We start from the raw sequence: 17,257 nt of genomic DNA on the forward strand, positions 1-17,257 counted from the left end.
AGATAACGAGTAAAGAGTATGAAAATCATTATTCTTGGTGCAGGTCAGGTTGGCGGCACATTGGCGGAAAACCTAGTTGGTGAGAATAACGACATCACCATCGTCGATAAAAATGGCGACCGACTGCGTGAGTTGCAAGACAAATACGACTTACGAGTGGTTAACGGTCACGCCAGCCACCCAGACGTACTTCATGAAGCGGGTGCACAAGATGCAGATATGCTAGTTGCGGTAACCAACACCGACGAGACCAATATGGCGGCCTGTCAGGTAGCCTTCACTCTGTACAATACGCCAAACCGTGTTGCACGTATTCGTTCTCCAGAATACCTGGCAGAAAAAGAAGCCCTATTTAAATCCGGCGCCATTCCTGTTGATCACCTTATCGCACCAGAAGAACTGGTAACCAGCTACATTGAACGCCTCATCCAATATCCAGGCGCACTACAAGTGGTGAGCTTTGCCGAGCAGAAAGTCAGCCTAGTAGCGGTAAAAGCCTACTATGGTGGCCCTCTGGTGGGTAACGCGCTGTCTGCCCTGCGTGAGCACATGCCACACATCGATACTCGTGTTGCTGCTATCTTCCGTCAAGGTCGTCCGATTCGTCCGCAAGGCACTACCATCATTGAAGCTGATGATGAGGTGTTCTTCGTTGCTGCAAGTAACCATATTCGCTCGGTAATGAGTGAACTTCAGCGCCTTGAGAAACCTTACCGCCGCATCATGATTGTCGGTGGTGGTAACATCGGTGCTAGCTTAGCTAAACGCCTTGAGCAAACTTACAGCGTGAAGCTAATCGAGCGTAACTATCAGCGTGCAGAGAAGCTGTCTGAGCAACTAGAAAACACCATCGTTTTCTGTGGTGACGCGGCTGATCAAGAACTGCTGACCGAAGAAAATATCGACCAAGTAGATGTATTCATTGCGTTAACCAACGAAGATGAAACCAACATCATGTCAGCGATGTTGGCAAAACGCATGGGCGCGAAGAAAGTGATGGTATTGATCCAACGCGGCGCTTATGTCGACCTTGTACAAGGCGGCGTGATTGATGTAGCGATCTCCCCACAGCAAGCAACTATTTCTGCTCTACTGACGCACGTTCGTCGTGCTGATATTGTTAACGTATCTTCTCTGCGTCGTGGCGCTGCAGAAGCCATCGAGGCCGTTGCACACGGTGATGAAACCACGTCTAAAGTGGTTGGCCGTGCGATTGGCGATATCAAACTCCCACCAGGAACCACCATTGGTGCTATCGTTCGTGGCGAAGAAGTACTTATCGCACACGATCGTACCGTCATCGAACAAGATGACCACGTCGTGATGTTCCTGGTCGACAAAAAGTATGTACCAGACGTCGAAGCGCTGTTCCAGCCGAGTCCATTCTTCCTCTAGGATTTTCCTATGGTCAACTTACGTCCCGTACTGTTTGTTATCGGGCTGGTTTTATCCAAACTAGCCCTTTTTATGTACGTGCCGACTTTGGTCGCGTTTTTCACAGGTACAGGCGGATTCCTCGATTTCGCTCAAGCCGTAGTGATCACCCACCTAGCCGCATTCATCTGTTTGACGATCGGTCGAACTGCTAAGTTCAAGCTCAGTGTTCGTGATATGTTCCTTATCACCAGTTTGGTGTGGACCATAGCCAGTGCCTTCGCTGCATTACCATTTGTGTTCATTAACCACATCAGCTTTACCGACGCCTACTTCGAGACCATGTCTGGCATCACCACTACAGGCTCTACCGTGTTAAGTGGTTTAGACGACATGGCACCGAGTATATTGCTTTGGCGCTCCATCTTGCAGTGGCTTGGTGGTATTGGCTTTATCGTAATGGCGGTAGCCATCCTACCAATGCTTAACGTTGGTGGTATGAAGCTGTTCCAAACCGAATCTTCTGATTGGTCTGATAAAAGCAGCCCGAGAGCGAAAACCGTCGCGAAGAACATCGTATTGGTGTATTTGATGCTAACTGGCTTGTGTATTATTGGCTACTTGCTGACAGGCATGAATCTGTTTGAAGCGATCAATCACGCCTTTACGACGCTGTCGACGGGTGGTTACTCGACTTCTGATGGTTCAATGAACCACTTCTCTAACGGTGCTCATTGGGTGGCCACTACCTTTATGTTCCTTGGTGGGTTGCCATTTCTACTTTTCGTCGTCGCATTACGCAAACGTAGTATCGATGTATTGGTGAAAGATGCGCAGGTTCGCGGCTTTGCCTATCTATTTTTGTTCTCGAGTTTGGTTGTGTCTGCTTGGTTAGTTATCCGCGATGGCTACACCATTTTGGATGCACTACGCGTGTCGATGTTTAACATCGTCTCAGTCGTCACCACTACGGGCTTTGGTTTAGAGGACTTCACTGCATGGGGTGCTCTACCTACCACGCTGTTTGCCTTCTTGATGATGGCTGGTGCGTGTTCAGGCTCAACCGCAGGCGGAATTAAGATCTTCCGTTTTCAGATCGCAATGACGCTGCTTAACAAGCAGATCATGAAGCTAATTCACCCATCTGGTGTGTTCGTTCAACGCTACAACCAACGCCCTGTGAACGACGATATCGTTCGCTCTGTCGTAGCGTTTGGCTTGATGTTCTTTATCACCATCATATTTATTGCAGGCTGCTTAAGCGCACTCGGCCTTGATCCGCTAACTAGTATTTCTGGTTCGATTACCGCAGTCGCAAACGTAGGTCCTGGCATGGGTAGCGTGATTGGCCCAACAGGTAACTTTGCGCCGCTGCCAGATACTGCAAAGTGGTTATTAAGCTTTGGTATGTTAATGGGCCGTCTGGAAATTCTGACTATTCTTGTCCTGTTCTTCCCTGCGTTTTGGCGCCGTTAAACAGACTCAAACAAAAGGTATAACAATGAAAACATGGATCACTCTGGCGACCCTACTCGCCACTTCATCGGTTTACGCGGCAGAGGTCGTGAAACTGGCGGATGGACGCGAAGTAAAACTGAACGACGACTTTACGTGGGAATACGTTGTGAAAAAGGCAATGCCGAACACCACAGAAACCACACTAGAAAAAGTCGAAGCGGTAGAAGCGTCTGCGGTTGCTGCATCGACAACTGCCTTAGAAGCGGTTACCACGCAAACCACTAAAGCACCTGAGATTGCGACAATTCCCATCGTAAACAAGAAAGTCGGAACTACAGTAGTGGTAAACGCGAAGAAGCCAACCATGCAGCTGTCTGATTCGGGTGTTGATGTCTTGATTGGTTCTGCAAGCTACGAAGACGGTGAACTTATCTTTCCAACGTCTATCACCAACCAAAGTTCACAATCAGTCATTCAGGTAGAAGTAGAAGTTCAGGTATTTGACACGTCTGGTAAGCAGTTAGTGAAAGAGAGCGTGACCGTTTGGCAATCCATTAAGCGTATCGCTGATACTTACCTTCGCCCACAACAAGCCGAGCAAGGTAAAGCGATCAAACTGGCAGTGCCACAGTCGCAGCAATACCAGTTCTCAGCAGAAGTATTAGAAGTGAAAACTCGCTAATACGATACGACATGCTTTGTCGGGTTGATCTCTATCAGCTAGATAGGCTCGACAAAGTAATAAATCGCGAAGAAGTGACACACACAACCCGCCAATACAAAGCCGTGCCAAATTGCGTGATTAAAAGGGATCCGCTTAGCAACGTAGAAAATCACCCCAATTGAATACACCAATCCACCAGCCGCCAATAGTGTCAGACCACCAATATCGAGATTTATCGCCAACTGATAAATCACGATCAACGATAACCACCCCATCACCAGATACGTCATCAAAGATAATTTTTTGAATCGATAGACAAACGCGACTTTCATGATGATGCCAATCAGCGCAATGGTCCAAATCACAATCATCAGCCCAATCGCTAATGGAGTACGCAGACTCACCAATAAAAATGGCGTGTAACTACCTGCAATCAAAAGGTAGATGGCACAGTGATCGAAGGTTTTCAGCCAACGTTTGGCTTTCGGGTATGGAATGGCGTGATAAAGCGTGGAAGCCAGAAACAGCACAATCATACTAGAGCCGTAGATTGCCATACTGGTAATGGTCAGCGTGTCCGCTTGATGATCAATCGCTTTAACCAGTAGTAAAACCAAGCCTACAATACCGAAAATCATTCCGATACCATGGGTGATGGAGTTGGCCAGTTCTTCGCCCTGACTGTATTGTGCTTTCTGAGGTGAAGACATGAACGTGCCTATACTAGAGTTTGAATATTCGCTCTAGTATGGCACATTAAGCGTACACGCGTAAGCTTAAATTAGAGTTCGTGAGCAGCGGTGGTTCGTTCAAGATAATTAAGAACCAGCGGACCGACTTCTTCCAATTTAGTATTCACTGGGATACAAAGCTCGCGTTTGAGTTTACCGCTACCTAATAGACTCGCTAGCATACCACTCGCCCCACTTCGAGTTCGGTCAACTTCAAACCAAAGCTTAAGAGTGTTCTCGTCACGATGAGCAACAAATTCTAACTCGCGCCATACACCATGATATGGCCCATCTGTTGGTACCATCTCAAACTCTTGTACAAATGGCAGATCAAAACCTTTCACTTCTTCACACTCGACTTGGCGGATGCGCAGACCTTGCGATTCAAAGGCAGACAAAATGGCATCCATCAGTGGATCGGGCCTCACTGTGAGAATGTCTTTGTCGGTTGGGTCGAGAGCCATCGCAACATCTAAACCAGTCTCTAGCCAGACTTTGGCATCACCAATAGTGACTGGTGTATTCCAAGGTACATCAAGTTTTACTTCAAAAGTACGCTCTTCACTTGGGTGTAGGGTAAAAGCATAGGGTAAGCTCCAACTCGCTAGCACATGGGTTTGCGGAAGACGGCGTAAGCTATGGCCTTCACGAGCACCACGATCATCAGGGACTTCTGCGATGTATCGACAGCATAACTTCAAATCAATGTTATCAATCGCCTGATCAGTGGATCCACCATAGACATGAATTGATACATCAACACTTTGACCGGGATAAAGGACATCCTGATTAAGAACTGAATCTACCTTGGCGCTGCCGATTCCAAAACTCGCCAATGTCTTTTTCAAAAATGACATACGCACCTCCTTTGTCGAGATCTCATACTACTGTTGATCATGATGGTAAAACAAACTTTTCACCCCAGTTCTTCGAAAGAAAATAGCAAAATTGAACAATTTCAATTGCTCAAGTATCGACCAATTATAGCAGGAGTGCTAACCTATACATGATATGCATGCATATCATTATTCCTGGTTCATTATTTGGATTGGCGAGAGCCAAAAGAGCCACCCTTCAAGCAGTTGAAGCTCAACTCATAATGCATCAGGCCATTACATTGGCAATGGATATGCCTGGCAGTTAGGTAATTAAATGCGCCCAACAACAGTCAGGTTCGCACACACTAATCGTAGTGCAATGCGCCGTCGCAGTGGTTTCACTACTGCGCTTAAGGCAAAACAAGTTGCGCCAGCAATGACTCTGGTTGAGAAAACAGCGATTATGCCGAGTGTTCCAAACAAAGTTATTAAAGCAGCTTAATTAAAAAGCGCGGCACTCACCGCGCTTTTTTCTTTCTTTCCAGCCTTTTCCTATTTGGTGTTCGACATGCAATTTGATACCTTTAGAAGCAAATAACACCTATAAATTCTGTGGAGAAAGAAATGAAGTGTCATCGTATTGAAGAGTTGCTTGAGCTATTAGAGCCTGAGTGGCATAAAGACCAAGAAATGAACTTGCTACAGTTCATCATGAAGCTAGCAAATGAAGCGGGCTATGAAGGTAAACTGGAAGATCTAACCGACGATGTACTGATCTACCACCTTAAAATGCGTAACAGCGGCAAAGACGATATGATCCCAGGTCTAAAGAAAGACCAAGAAGATGATTTTAAAACCGCAATCCTACGCGCACGTGGCATCATCAAGTAAACGAATCAGCACCCTAGTATTCCTAAGCGACTCCTTTGAGTCGCTTTTTTTATAACTAAACCAAACAGTTCAAAAGCTAGTTATAACTGTTCAGTCATTTATTAGGTTAACTGTACTGACTTTTGTTGTTAAACGTTGACTACGTTAAAGAAACGGAATTGTTATTGATTGTATAATCGCCGTTCATCAGTATTTACTAAAATAATTATGTTCCGTCATAACATATGACATGAACAAAGCAGCAATGTCATCGAGCGACATCGATAGAAGTGTCGCCGTACATTATAAAAGCCTAAAGAAGGATGTATACATGAGTCAGGACAAGATCGATATCAAAGATGTGACTCCAAAAACCTTTAACCCAAAGACCCATAAAGGAAAAGGGGATCGCTTCAACCCCAATAATCGAATTTACGTACGAGAAAGCAAAGGCACCTTCCAAAAGTTGCGCCGTTATGGTGGTTGGTTTTTGTTGCTGTTGTTTGCACTGGTTCCGTGGATTCCATACGGAGAGCGCCAAGCAATACTCTTAGACATTGGCCACCAACAGTTTAACTTTTTTGGTACGACTCTTTATCCACAAGACCTGACCCTACTTGCGCTGCTGTTTATGATTGCCGCGTTTGGATTGTTCTTTATTACTACCTTCTTAGGTCGAGTTTGGTGTGGTTACTTATGCCCCCAGACAGTTTGGACCTTCATGTATATTTGGTTTGAAGAAAAACTTGAAGGAAGTGCGAATAAGCGCCGCAAACAAGATTCGAATAAGATCACTGCGAATCTGGCGATGCGAAAAACCATCAAGCACATAGCTTGGTTTGCTATTGCGCTTGCCACTGGCTTTACTTTTGTTGGCTATTTCGTTCCAGTCAAACACCTAGTGGTAGACTTTTTCACCTTTAACGCCAGCTTCTGGCCGGTTTTTTGGGTTCTTTTCTTTGCGGTTTGTACCTATGCAAATGCTGGTTGGATGCGTTCTATTGTCTGCCTTCACATGTGTCCGTATGCACGCTTTCAATCCGCTATGTTTGATAAGGATACTTTCATCGTTGGCTACGACACCAAACGCGGTGAGAAACGTGGTCCACGTTCACGTAAGGCCGACCCAAAGCAATTAGGTTTAGGTGACTGTATCGACTGTGATTTGTGTGTTCAAGTATGTCCAACAGGAATCGATATTCGTGATGGATTACAGTACGAATGCATCAACTGTGGCGCTTGTATTGACGCATGCAACCAAACGATGGATCGCATGGGTTATGAAAAAGGTTTGATCAACTACACCACGGAGCATCGTCTATCAGGTAAACACACCAAAGTGATGCGACCTAAACTGCTTGGTTATGGGGCAGTATTGTTGATGATGATTGGTTTGTTCTTCGCCCAGATAGCGGCTGTTGACCCAGCTGGGTTGAGCGTCATTCGTGACCGCAACCAACTGTTCCGAGTGAATAGCTCAGGTGAAGTGGAAAACACCTATACTCTCAAAGTCATCAACAAGACCCAACAAGTTAAAGAATACAACTTGGATGTAGAAGGGTTAAGTGACGTTAGTTGGTATGGTAAACAAACCATCCAAGTTGAACCTGGTGAGGTATTGAACTTACCAATGAGTCTTGGCGCAGATCCTGACAAGCTAGACTCTGCGATCACAACAATTCAGTTTATACTCACCGATAAGAGCAACGAATTCACCATTGAAGTAGAAAGCCGATTTATCAAGAAGCTATAACTTCGATGACCAATGGAAAAAGGCTCAGCAATGAGCCTTTTTATTTATATGTCCCAAGGTACTTTTAACTTTGATGCCCTCACACCCGACTTTATGTGGTACGCGTTAGAGAGCATCGGTATTCGAGCAGAATCGGGCTTTCTTGCTCTAAACAGCTATGAAAACCGCGTTTACCAGTTCACTGACGAAGAACGCCAGCGCTACGTGGTAAAGTTCTATCGCCCAGAGCGTTGGAGCGACGAGCAAATTCAAGAAGAGCACGACTTTACGCTCGAATTGATTGATAACGAAATCCCAGTTGCACCACCTGTACTCATCAACGGTGAAACGCTGCATCACTATCAAGGCTATGGCTTTGCTTTATTTGAGAGTGTCGGCGGTCGTCAATATGAAGTCGACAACTTAGATCAACTCGAAGGTGTCGGTCGTTTTCTAGGACGTATCCACAAAGTGGGTAGCCGCCAAGCATTCCAACATCGCCCAACCATTGGCTTGCAAGAGTATCTCTATCAGCCAAGAGAGATACTACAAAACGCCAACATGATTCCGATGCATTTGGAGAACAGCTTCTTTAATGATTTGGATATGCTGATCAAGTCGATTGAAAGTCACTGGCAAGAAGGCTTCAATACCATTCGTCTGCATGGAGATTGCCATCCGGGCAATATCTTATGGCGCGATGGCCCAATGTTTGTCGATTTGGATGACTCACGTAATGGCCCTGCGGTACAAGATTTATGGATGCTACTCAATGGCGAGCGCCAAGACAAGCTAATACAATTAGATATTGTTTTAGAAGGTTACCAAGAGTTTTGCGATTTTAACTCGGCAGAATTGAAACTAATCGAACCACTTCGCGGTCTACGAATGGTGCACTATATGGCATGGCTAGCAAAACGTTGGCACGACCCGGCATTTCCGCTCGCTTTTCCATGGTTTAATGAGCCAAAATACTGGGAAGGTCAGGTCCTGGCATTTAAAGAGCAGATTGCCAACTTAGAAGAAGCACCGCTATCTTTAATGCCTCAATGGTAAGTCAGGCCGAACAATTCAAAATGGAGATAATTAAATGAAAAAGCTGTTCGCACTGTTTTCTATGCTGATGCTAAGCCTGTCGGCACATGCAGCGCAATTCAAAGAAGGTGAACATTACAAAGTATTGGATCTAGAGGCATCGAAAAAGCCTGTAGTGACTGAGTTCTTCTCTTTCTACTGCCCACACTGTCATTCTTTCGAGCCGATCATTCAGCAACTGAAGAAGCAGCTACCTGAAGGTGTGAAACTGCAAAAGAACCATGTGTCATTCATGGGTGGCAATATGGGTCCTTCAATGAGCAAAGCTTACGCGACCATGGTTGCGCTTAAAATTGAAGACAAGATGGTACCAGTGATGTTTAACCGCATTCACAACATGCGTAAAGCACCACGTGACGATGCAGAACTTCGTCAAATCTTCCTAGATGAAGGCGTAGATGCGAAGAAATTCGATGCTGCATTCAAAGGCTTCGCAGTTGATTCAATGGTTCGCCGTATGGACAAGCAATTTGAAAACAGCGGCCTAACTGGTGTTCCAGCGGTTATCGTTAACAACAAATACCTAGTTCAAGCACAAGGCATTAAGTCTACTGACGAGTACTTTGCGCTAGTGAACTACTTGCTGACACTGAAATAATTCAGGCCATCATTAAAAAGGGGAGCACATTGCTCCCCTTTCTATTTATGTATCTCTTGCAACACTTGGTCTTTCTCTTGCCACACATCGCCTAACCATTGTTGAAACTGGCGTTTGTATGGTTTGTCATTGAAGTAATCACCCAACACTCGCTCATCGACTGGCAGAACCTTCACTCGCACCACAATTTTAGTCATACGCCCCATTAGCATATCTTTAAAGGGTTTATTGGTGTTTTCTGGGTACGCTAAGGTCACATCGATGATGTTCTCAAACTGCTCCCCCATGGCCGCTAACGTATAAGCAATACCACCAGATTTAGGTTGCAACAAATGTTGATAACCCGCTCGGCTCTTACGTTGCTTATCTTGAGTAAAGCGTGTGCCCTCTACATAGTTCACCACTGTGGTTGGCGTATGTTTAAACTTGGCACATGAACGGCGCGTGGTTTGCAGATCTTGCCCACGTTTGTCTGGATTACGAAGCAAATACTCTCGCGAATAGCGACGCATGAACGGCATATCTAACGCCCAACATGCCATTCCGATAAAAGGCACATATAATAGCTGCTGCTTGAGGAAAAATTTTGGCATCGGAATGCGATCTTTAAACACGCAACACAGTACAACAATGTCAGTCCAACTAAGATGATTACTGATCAGTAAGTACCAGCCATCTTTCTTTAGGTTTTCACCGCCTTGAACATCCCATTCAACGCGATTAGAGAGCGCAAGAATACCGGCGTTAACCGTTGCCCACACCCACATCATTTTGTTGGCAGCCTCGGTGCCTTTGGCTTTGAGCTTCGCAGTTGGAAGCAACAGCTTAAAAATGGCGATGATACAAATTGCGATGGAACAAACCGCAGAATTTATAATCACAAAAGAAGCGTTAAAAATGAGTAACAAATATGCCAACATGGTAACCAATCAGTAACTATAGCGCGTGAGTAATAAAACAGCGTGTAATTATACGAATCCGTTGCCACATTGAAACATTTGTAAGAATGGTCAGATTTGTTTCACTGTAAAACTGGACCAACGCTCAAATAACATCTTTCATTCGACAAACAAGGAGAAAGCGAATGAATCCAAGGCTAACCTTACTGCCTTTGGCCTTTATCGTCAGTTCAGCACAAGCTCAACTTGCAGAAACAGCAGGTTTTAGCGGTGAGATTTCGTTGAACGCAGGCTTCGTCTCATCAGAATCCAACTTCAATACAGACAGCAACAGCACTATCACGTCATTGAATCAGCGTGCCGAAAGTGATGAATCTTTTATCGTTGCACCGCTAGGCAGCGCAGCGTATACCTTTGGTAACAAACTCAATCACCAAGTGTATGCCGGTACCACTCGTTCCGATATCGCGATCGGTACTCTCGCCTTCCAACTTGGTTACAAATACCAACTGGCTTCGGGCACTGTGCTCGACTTTTCCTACTTACCGACCATCTTGGAGGGAGAAACTTGGCAAGATCCGTACTTAACGGGACAGTCGAGAAAAACCACCGATGAGGGCGGCAATGCGTTTCGTCTCCAAATCAATCGCTTCTTAGACGACAACTTTAATCTTGATTTGGCTTACGCAGATAAAGACGTAGAGAAAGATACCGTGACCGATTCATCTTTGCTGCGTGATGCAAAGATCTACCACATCAAAGGCGACTACCGTATCCCGCTTAGCCGCACATCGATGCTGCAACCCGCATTTACTTATGTCTACCAAGATGCAGATGGCGAAGCGGAATCCTTCGACTCTTACCGATTCGAATTAAGCTGGTTCCAGTTCGTGAATCGCCATCGTTTTGCAGTTACAGCAGGCTACACGCTGAAAAACTACGAAGCAGCCAGTGACACATTCGATAAGACACGTGATGACGGTAAGCTCAGCTTGTTTGCGGCCTACGAGTACAAGAATGTATTCGATTGGCAAAACTGGTCACTCATATCTCTGGCAGGTTACGGGAACAACGACTCCAACATCACCTTCTACGATGAGAAAGAATATTTAGTTTCAGTTGGTATGAACTACAACTTCTAAGATCGATACTCGCAGTAAATGGGATCCATTTTCTGCGAGTATAAAATGGACTGATCGTCACAATAAAAACAATTCATTGCTCAAACAATAGCCAATCGAACGCTCTTGTGGATAATATGCGCCCTATTTATTATTTGCGAGAGCCATACATGCACATCGATCCTCAATACGCTTCCGAACAAAACTTAATGAGCGTTCTTTCCAAGAACTTTCCGGGTTTTATCGCTGTGCGAAAAGAGACAGGTGAACATGTCGCCCTCAACCAGCGCTACCGTGCTTTCTTCGAAGAAGACATTCTCGGCATCAGCTTAGACAACATGATCACAGATTGTGATAACGAAGACCTACGAGATCTGTTACTTCAATGCAAACGCAACGACCAAGCTTTGATCGACAGCAAAGCCCCGATGCGAGTGGATATTGAAACCTTTCAAAATCACCACTTTGAATCGATGCGCTACCTTACCGAAGTTAATGGTGAGCGTCATATCGTATTGATGGCATGGGATATAACAGCGCGTATCGAAGAACAAAACCAGCTAAAACAAAGCCTACATTACGATCACCTAACAGGTGCATTAAATAAAAAAGCGTTGATGTCAGCCATACAAAAGGGCTGTGACTGCTGCGTTGTGGCTTATCTTGATTTGGATAAATTCAAGCAAGTTAACGACACTTATGGTCATGCTATTGGAGACAAAGTACTGATCGACTTTGCCACCTTAATGATGCAAAAACTGGGAGAGAATGGCACGCTCTACCGGGTTGGCGGTGATGAGTTTGTCGTCCTATTTGATTGCATGCCATTATCCAGTGCTCAAGACATCCTGTTGAATATTCGCCAATTTGTAGAAAATGATATCCATCTACATGGTATCTCATTCAGTTTTGGCTTGGTGGAGTGCCAAGGGAGTCTTGAGCAATGTATCGAGCGTGCTGACCAAGCACTCTACCAAGATAAACGCAACCGAAAGCAGGCTTAAATTTATACTGCCTGCGCCGTCAACTGCTTGAGCAACCTATCCATTGCTCGATAACCCAAAGCTTCTGCCAAGTGAGTTCGCTCAATTTGCGGTGAGCCTTCCAGATCAGCAATAGTACGCGCGACTTTAATGATGCGGTGGTAAGCACGAATCGATAATCCAAGTCGATGCAGCGCATTTTCTAAAAACTCAGCGTCGCTTTTTTGCAGCGGGCAAAAGGCTTCAATTTCTCGACTACCCAATAACGCGTTCACTTTACCACTGCGTTGCACCATGCTGTCTCTGGCCTGATTGACTCTTTGCTTAACCACAGCGGTAGGCTCTCCTCGATCGCCCCCTTCAGCAAGTGTACCTTTTGGCAATGCGGGAATCTCTAACGACATATCAAAGCGGTCCAGAAGCGGGCCTGATAACCGACCAAGATAACGCAGTATCGCTTGCGGGTTTGTCCGAGCTTGATTGCCCTCGTAGTACCCTGTCGGGCTCGGATTCAATGCACCAACCAATTGGAAACGAGCCGGAAAACGGGTTTTACCCTGCGCTCGAGAGATAATGATTTCACCAGACTCCAATGGCTCACGTAAAGAGTCGAGCACCTTACGGTCAAACTCTGGCATCTCGTCGAGAAACAGTAACCCATTGTGCGCTAATGAAATCTCACCCGGCCTAGGCAAAGAGCCGCCTCCTACGAGCGCTGCCATTGAGCTAGAATGGTGCGGCGCGCGAAACGGTCGCGTCTTCCAGTTGTGCTCATTGATTTCACTTTGAGTCAGAGATGCCACAGAAGCGGTTTCCATTGCCTCTTCAACGTTCATCTCAGGTAACAGGTCACACAGGCGTGATGCCAGCATGGTTTTTCCCGTACCAGGAGGGCCGAGAAACAGTAGATTGTGATTGCCTGCTGCAGCGATCTCTAGAGCGCGTTTGCCTTGCTGTTGACCGATGATGTCTTGCAAATCTCGGCCGTGCTTTTTGATCTCTTTTTTCTTCGGGGTTTGATACAAATTCAATTGATGTTGGCCACACAACTCAGCACAAACTTCCAATAGCGATTGAGCAGATTTGTGCTGCTCTTTGCCGACAAGTGCCGCCTGATCACCATTGGCATGAGGCACCACTAAACGGCGCTGCTTTTTGTTCGCAGCCAACGCAGCGGGCAGCACGCCTTTTACAGCTCTTAATCCGCCAGAAAGGGCTAATTCACCAACAAATTCGTAGTTTTTGAGCTTATCTGTCGCGATTTGTTCTGAAGCTGCCAAAATCCCTAATGCAATCGGCAGATCGAAGCGTCCACCTTCTTTGGGCAGATCCGCAGGTGCTAAATTTACCGTAATTCGCTTGGCAGGGAATTGAAAGTTGGAATTAACGATCGCACTGCGGACGCGATCTTTCGATTCTTTTACTGTCGTTTCCGGTAGACCCACTAGCGTAAAGCCCGGCATCCCATTACTGATGTGGACTTCCACACTTACCGACGGCGCTTGCACACCCACACTTGCTCGACTATGAATGATTGCCAGCCCCATAATTTCCTCAAATTTTTGTACGTTATATAACCAGATGTTTTCTATATGGATATGTTATATAGCCTGTCCAGATTGGTACTTAATGTGAAAAAAGAATGACTTTTTGCTTGTCATGCAGCAGATTTGTGTGTTACCACTAGTGACGCAAACATTTTCGTAGAACATTACACAATACTTATTAACGAAAACAGAACGACAGACAGATGAACTTATTCGCTCACATCAACTCACTGCTAGCCCTGATTATCGTGGTCATTATTGGCACCGCGCGGGGGATTGTGGGCGAAAGATAACCACAAATTACAAAAAACCCCCGCACTGAGAAGTCCGGGGGTTTTTTTACAACTACAAGTTGTCATCTGTCTAACCCTTAGACAGCTTAACGGGAAGAATGGGAGTGCACATGAAGTGCAAAACACATGGCGATAGCTACGAGCCACAACGTAGCAAAGGAGGTTTACGATGACCGGTGCAGAACTAGTCGTAGCCGCTTTAAGACAGCAAGGCATCGAGACGGTGTTTGGGTATCCTGGTGGAGCCATCATGCCAATCTACGATGCGTTGTATGACGGAGGTGTTGAACACATCTTATGCCGTCATGAGCAAGGGGCTGCAATGGCCGCCATCGGGATGGCTCGAGCGACGCAAGACGTTGCCGTTTGTATGGCCACTTCAGGCCCAGGCGCCACCAACCTTGTTACTGGCCTTGCCGACGCCTTCCTCGATTCCGTTCCTCTAGTAGCCATCACAGGTCAGGTTGCTAGCTCTCATATCGGTACCGACGCGTTCCAAGAAATGGATGTGATCGGAATGTCTCTAGCCTGTACCAAACACAGTTACCTAGTGACTGAGATTGAAGACCTTGCCCCAACGCTGGCCGAAGCGTTTGAAGTAGCAAAAACAGGTCGTCCTGGCCCGGTGATTGTTGATATCGCCAAAGACGTTCAGCTTGCTCAAGCACCAACCGAATTACTGCCTCCTTTTGTTCCACCAGCTGCACCTTTAGTTACTGATGCTGATATCCAGCGCGCTCAAGAAGTGCTTGCCGCTTCAACTCGACCAGTTTTATACGTCGGTGGTGGCGTACAGATTGCAAAAGCGACAGACTCAGTGCGCGAGTTCCTGCGTTTAAATCCAATGCCAGCGGTAAGCACGCTAAAAGGTTTGGGTACCATTGAACGTCACGACCCACACTACCTAGGTATGTTGGGCATGCATGGCACCAAAGCCGCAAACCTTGTGGTTCAAGAATGTGACCTTTTGATTGTAGTTGGGGCACGTTTTGATGACCGCGTGACCGGTAAGCTCGACACATTTGCGCCAAACGCGAAAGTTATTCATATCGACATCGATGCGGCTGAAATTCATAAGCTACGCCACGCCAATGCACCTCTTCGTGGTGAGATCAGCAAGATTCTTCCTCAATTAGAGCTCACTCAAGATATCACTCCTTGGGTACATCACAGTGAAAGCCTGCGTAGCGGATTCAAATGGCGTTACGACCACCCGGGCGAGCTGATCTACGCTCCGTTGCTACTTAAACAGTTGTCAGACATGATGCCGGATAGCTCAATTGTCTCGACCGACGTAGGTCAGCATCAGATGTGGGCAGCACAACACATTCAACCACGCGATCCGCAAAACTTCATCACTTCAGCTGGCCTTGGCACTATGGGCTTTGGCCTGCCAGCGGCGATGGGCGCTGCAGTCGCACGTCCTGATGATCAGTCTATCCTTATTACAGGTGACGGTTCATTTATGATGAACGTGCAGGAATTGGGCACGCTGAAGCGTCGTCAGATTCCAGTAAAGATTGTCCTTCTTAATAACCAACGTCTTGGCATGGTTCGCCAATGGCAGTCGCTGTTCTTTGACGGCCGCCACAGCGAAACCATTCTTGATGACAACCCAGACTTCGTAATGCTTGCCAAAGCGTTCGATATCCCGGGCAAAACCATCACCAAGAAAGAAGAAGTCGAACAGGCTCTCAAAGAGATGCTAGAAAGTAAGACTTCTTACATGCTTCACGTTTTAATCGACGAAGAAGAGAACGTGTGGCCACTTGTACCACCTGGTGCATCAAACAGTGATATGTTGGAAAACACTTAGGAGACAATCGCATGGACAGATATTTACTCGACATCAAAGCCGACGATAAACCGGTATTGTTGGAGCGCGTTCTTCGTGTGATTCGTCACCGAGGCTTTGTGATCAAACAAGTCGCTGCTACCCAAAACCACGAAAGCAAAGTAGCCAGCGTAGAGATCATCGTCGACAGCGATCGACCTATCTCGTTTTTGGTCAATCAAATTGAGAAGTTGTGGGACATTCGCACCGTTGAGGTACTGAAGATCCGCAACGATGAACTCCCAAATCACAACTTACAACAACACGTGAGTGCATAAGGAAGGCAATAAATGGCAACGAAAACTGCAGATTTCATTTGGTTTAATGGCGAGATGGTTCCGTGGGCAGAGGCGAACGTTCACGTTCTGACTCACGCGATGCACTACGGCACCTCTGTATTTGAAGGCGTACGCTGCTACAACACGCCAAAAGGACCAATTGTCTTCCGTCACCGTGAGCATGCACAACGTTTAAAAGATTCTGCCAAGATTTACCGCTTTCCGATTCCATACACAGTGGAAGAAATCATGGAAGCAACACGCGAAACCCTGCGCCAGAACAAACTCGACAGCGCTTACATTCGTCCATTGGGTTTTGTCGGTAATGTTGGCTTGGGCGTGTGCCCACCTGTTGGTACTGAGATGGACCTGATCATTGCCGCATTCCCTTGGGGCTCTTACCTAGGTGAAGAAGCGCTAGAAGCTGGCGTTGATGCCATGATCTCTAGTTGGAATCGAGCTGCGCCTAACACTATCCCAACTGCAGCGAAAGCAGGCGGTAACTATCTATCTTCACTGCTCGTTGGCGGCGAAGCGCGTCGTCACGGCTATGACGAAGGTATCGCACTGAGCGTAGATGGTTACCTATCGGAAGGCGCCGGTGAAAACATCTTTGTTATCAAAGATGGCGTGATCACTACACCACCAGCAACCAGCGCGATTCTACCGGGCATCACTCGTGATTCGATCATGACTATTGCACGCGATAAAGGTTATGAAGTGCGTGAAGCGAACATTGCGCGTGAAGCACTTTACCTAGCCGATGAAGTCTTTATGACAGGTACGGCAGCCGAAGTTGTGCCAGTAGCAACCATCGACAAAATTGAAGTGGGCACCGGTAAACGCGGCCCAATCACTAAAGAACTACAAGCGGCCTACTTTGGCCTATTTAACGGCACCACGGAAGATAAGTGGGGCTGGTTAGACTATGTGTACCCAGAACAGAAGTAAGAAGGATTAGG

At 46.4% G+C, this 17,257-nt stretch carries 17 protein-coding genes; 13 read left to right on the forward strand and 4 right to left on the reverse strand.

Features of this window, described 5'->3' with window-relative positions:
* Nucleotides 1-18 precede the first annotated feature (18 nt).
* The 3 genes from trkA to J4N37_RS15955 are packed head-to-tail and all read left to right on the forward strand — an operon-like array spanning nt 19 to nt 3,514.
* Complete coding sequence (gene trkA, locus J4N37_RS15945) at nt 19-1,395, forward strand: Trk system potassium transporter TrkA (RefSeq protein ID WP_010444684.1); 1,377 nt, start codon at nt 19-21, stop codon at nt 1,393-1,395.
* A 9-nt stretch (nt 1,396-1,404) separates the two neighbouring features.
* Nucleotides 1,405-2,850, forward strand: coding sequence for a TrkH family potassium uptake protein (locus J4N37_RS15950; protein ID WP_010444685.1), 1,446 nt, complete (start codon nt 1,405-1,407; stop codon nt 2,848-2,850).
* Between the two features lie 25 nt (nt 2,851-2,875).
* Nucleotides 2,876-3,514, forward strand: coding sequence for a DUF3157 family protein (locus J4N37_RS15955; protein WP_252041364.1), 639 nt, complete (start codon nt 2,876-2,878; stop codon nt 3,512-3,514).
* A 38-nt stretch (nt 3,515-3,552) separates the two neighbouring features.
* Here J4N37_RS15955 and trhA read toward each other — a convergent pair whose 3' ends face one another.
* Both trhA and J4N37_RS15965 read right to left on the reverse strand, forming a co-directional pair.
* Nucleotides 3,553-4,206 (reverse strand): PAQR family membrane homeostasis protein TrhA, encoded by a 654-nt coding sequence (gene trhA, locus J4N37_RS15960; RefSeq protein WP_010444687.1) that lies wholly within the window; start codon nt 4,204-4,206, stop codon nt 3,553-3,555.
* 71 nt (nt 4,207-4,277) lie between these two features.
* Nucleotides 4,278-5,084: a sporulation protein gene (locus J4N37_RS15965; RefSeq protein WP_252041366.1), complete on the reverse strand. Its 807-nt coding sequence runs from the start codon at nt 5,082-5,084 to the stop codon at nt 4,278-4,280.
* Nucleotides 5,085-5,379: 295 nt separating this feature from the next.
* Between J4N37_RS15965 and J4N37_RS15970 the strand changes: the two genes are divergently transcribed.
* The 5 genes from J4N37_RS15970 to J4N37_RS15990 all read left to right on the forward strand — a co-directional run bounded on the left by J4N37_RS15970 (nt 5,380) and on the right by J4N37_RS15990 (nt 9,340).
* Nucleotides 5,380-5,547: a hypothetical protein gene (locus tag J4N37_RS15970; protein ID WP_010444690.1), complete on the forward strand. Its 168-nt coding sequence runs from the start codon at nt 5,380-5,382 to the stop codon at nt 5,545-5,547.
* 122 nt (nt 5,548-5,669) lie between these two features.
* Nucleotides 5,670-5,936 (forward strand): YihD family protein, encoded by a 267-nt coding sequence (locus J4N37_RS15975; RefSeq protein WP_045386080.1) that lies wholly within the window; start codon nt 5,670-5,672, stop codon nt 5,934-5,936.
* Nucleotides 5,937-6,246: 310 nt separating this feature from the next.
* Entirely contained in the window at nt 6,247-7,668 is a 1,422-nt protein-coding gene (gene ccoG / locus J4N37_RS15980) for a cytochrome c oxidase accessory protein CcoG (protein ID WP_010444692.1), read from the forward strand.
* A gap of 48 nt (nt 7,669-7,716) precedes the next feature.
* The gene (locus J4N37_RS15985; protein WP_252042147.1) at nt 7,717-8,703 is read left to right on the forward strand and encodes a serine/threonine protein kinase; all 987 of its coding nucleotides are present in this window, start codon (nt 7,717-7,719) and stop codon (nt 8,701-8,703) included.
* Between the two features lie 34 nt (nt 8,704-8,737).
* Nucleotides 8,738-9,340 carry a thiol:disulfide interchange protein DsbA/DsbL gene (locus tag J4N37_RS15990; protein ID WP_005440776.1) on the forward strand — a complete coding sequence of 201 codons (603 nt, stop codon included), beginning with the start codon at nt 8,738-8,740 and terminating at the stop codon, nt 9,338-9,340.
* Between the two features lie 41 nt (nt 9,341-9,381).
* Here J4N37_RS15990 and yihG read toward each other — a convergent pair whose 3' ends face one another.
* Nucleotides 9,382-10,260 (reverse strand): 1-acylglycerol-3-phosphate O-acyltransferase, YihG family, encoded by an 879-nt coding sequence (gene yihG / locus J4N37_RS15995; RefSeq protein WP_005440777.1) that lies wholly within the window; start codon nt 10,258-10,260, stop codon nt 9,382-9,384.
* A 164-nt stretch (nt 10,261-10,424) separates the two neighbouring features.
* On the opposite strand from yihG, the gene J4N37_RS16000 reads away from it, so the two are divergent.
* Both J4N37_RS16000 and J4N37_RS16005 read left to right on the forward strand, forming a co-directional pair.
* Nucleotides 10,425-11,381: a DUF2860 domain-containing protein gene (locus tag J4N37_RS16000; RefSeq protein WP_252041368.1), complete on the forward strand. Its 957-nt coding sequence runs from the start codon at nt 10,425-10,427 to the stop codon at nt 11,379-11,381.
* 149 nt (nt 11,382-11,530) lie between these two features.
* A complete protein-coding gene (locus tag J4N37_RS16005; protein ID WP_005451004.1) occupies nt 11,531-12,364 on the forward strand; it encodes a sensor domain-containing diguanylate cyclase in 834 nt (277 codons plus the stop codon).
* 2 nt (nt 12,365-12,366) lie between these two features.
* Here the strand turns inward: J4N37_RS16005 and J4N37_RS16010 are convergent, their stop codons facing one another.
* On the reverse strand, nt 12,367-13,890 hold the full coding sequence (locus J4N37_RS16010; RefSeq protein WP_252041370.1) for a YifB family Mg chelatase-like AAA ATPase: 1,524 nt from the start codon (nt 13,888-13,890) through the stop codon (nt 12,367-12,369).
* 462 nt (nt 13,891-14,352) lie between these two features.
* Here J4N37_RS16010 and ilvG point away from each other — a divergent pair, with 462 nt between their 5' ends.
* Genes ilvG through ilvE form a run of 3 tightly spaced genes read left to right on the forward strand, consistent with a single transcriptional unit; the run spans nt 14,353 to nt 17,246 of the window.
* The gene (gene ilvG, locus J4N37_RS16015) at nt 14,353-15,999 is read left to right on the forward strand and encodes an acetolactate synthase 2 catalytic subunit (protein ID WP_252041372.1); all 1,647 of its coding nucleotides are present in this window, start codon (nt 14,353-14,355) and stop codon (nt 15,997-15,999) included.
* A gap of 11 nt (nt 16,000-16,010) precedes the next feature.
* A complete protein-coding gene (gene ilvM, locus J4N37_RS16020) occupies nt 16,011-16,295 on the forward strand; it encodes an acetolactate synthase 2 small subunit (RefSeq protein WP_005440786.1) in 285 nt (94 codons plus the stop codon).
* 12 nt (nt 16,296-16,307) lie between these two features.
* Complete coding sequence (gene ilvE, locus J4N37_RS16025; protein WP_009708024.1) at nt 16,308-17,246, forward strand: branched-chain-amino-acid transaminase; 939 nt, start codon at nt 16,308-16,310, stop codon at nt 17,244-17,246.
* The last annotated feature ends 11 nt before the right edge of the window (nt 17,247-17,257 follow it).

Source organism: Vibrio sp. SCSIO 43153 (genome assembly GCF_023716625.1).
Taxonomy (GTDB): domain Bacteria; phylum Pseudomonadota; class Gammaproteobacteria; order Enterobacterales; family Vibrionaceae; genus Vibrio; species Vibrio rotiferianus.

Bases quoted from the DNA above. Each gene is read 5' to 3' on its own strand.
- J4N37_RS15970 (WP_010444690.1), top strand. From the start codon at position 5,380: ATGCGCCCAACAACAGTCAGGTTCGCACACACTAATCGTAGTGCAATG.
- J4N37_RS15965 (WP_252041366.1), bottom strand. From the start codon at position 5,084: ATGTCATTTTTGAAAAAGACATTGGCGAGTTTTGGAATCGGCAGCGCC.
- J4N37_RS15950 (WP_010444685.1), top strand. From the start codon at position 1,405: ATGGTCAACTTACGTCCCGTACTGTTTGTTATCGGGCTGGTTTTATCC.
- J4N37_RS15955 (WP_252041364.1), top strand. From the start codon at position 2,876: ATGAAAACATGGATCACTCTGGCGACCCTACTCGCCACTTCATCGGTT.
- J4N37_RS16010 (WP_252041370.1), bottom strand. From the start codon at position 13,890: ATGGGGCTGGCAATCATTCATAGTCGAGCAAGTGTGGGTGTGCAAGCG.
- J4N37_RS15990 (WP_005440776.1), top strand. From the start codon at position 8,738: ATGAAAAAGCTGTTCGCACTGTTTTCTATGCTGATGCTAAGCCTGTCG.
- J4N37_RS15975 (WP_045386080.1), top strand. From the start codon at position 5,670: ATGAAGTGTCATCGTATTGAAGAGTTGCTTGAGCTATTAGAGCCTGAG.
- J4N37_RS16000 (WP_252041368.1), top strand. From the start codon at position 10,425: ATGAATCCAAGGCTAACCTTACTGCCTTTGGCCTTTATCGTCAGTTCA.
- ccoG (WP_010444692.1), top strand. From the start codon at position 6,247: ATGAGTCAGGACAAGATCGATATCAAAGATGTGACTCCAAAAACCTTT.
- trkA (WP_010444684.1), top strand. From the start codon at position 19: ATGAAAATCATTATTCTTGGTGCAGGTCAGGTTGGCGGCACATTGGCG.
- J4N37_RS15985 (WP_252042147.1), top strand. From the start codon at position 7,717: ATGTCCCAAGGTACTTTTAACTTTGATGCCCTCACACCCGACTTTATG.
- yihG (WP_005440777.1), bottom strand. From the start codon at position 10,260: ATGTTGGCATATTTGTTACTCATTTTTAACGCTTCTTTTGTGATTATA.
- J4N37_RS16005 (WP_005451004.1), top strand. From the start codon at position 11,531: ATGCACATCGATCCTCAATACGCTTCCGAACAAAACTTAATGAGCGTT.
- ilvM (WP_005440786.1), top strand. From the start codon at position 16,011: ATGGACAGATATTTACTCGACATCAAAGCCGACGATAAACCGGTATTG.
- ilvE (WP_009708024.1), top strand. From the start codon at position 16,308: ATGGCAACGAAAACTGCAGATTTCATTTGGTTTAATGGCGAGATGGTT.
- trhA (WP_010444687.1), bottom strand. From the start codon at position 4,206: ATGTCTTCACCTCAGAAAGCACAATACAGTCAGGGCGAAGAACTGGCC.
- ilvG (WP_252041372.1), top strand. From the start codon at position 14,353: ATGACCGGTGCAGAACTAGTCGTAGCCGCTTTAAGACAGCAAGGCATC.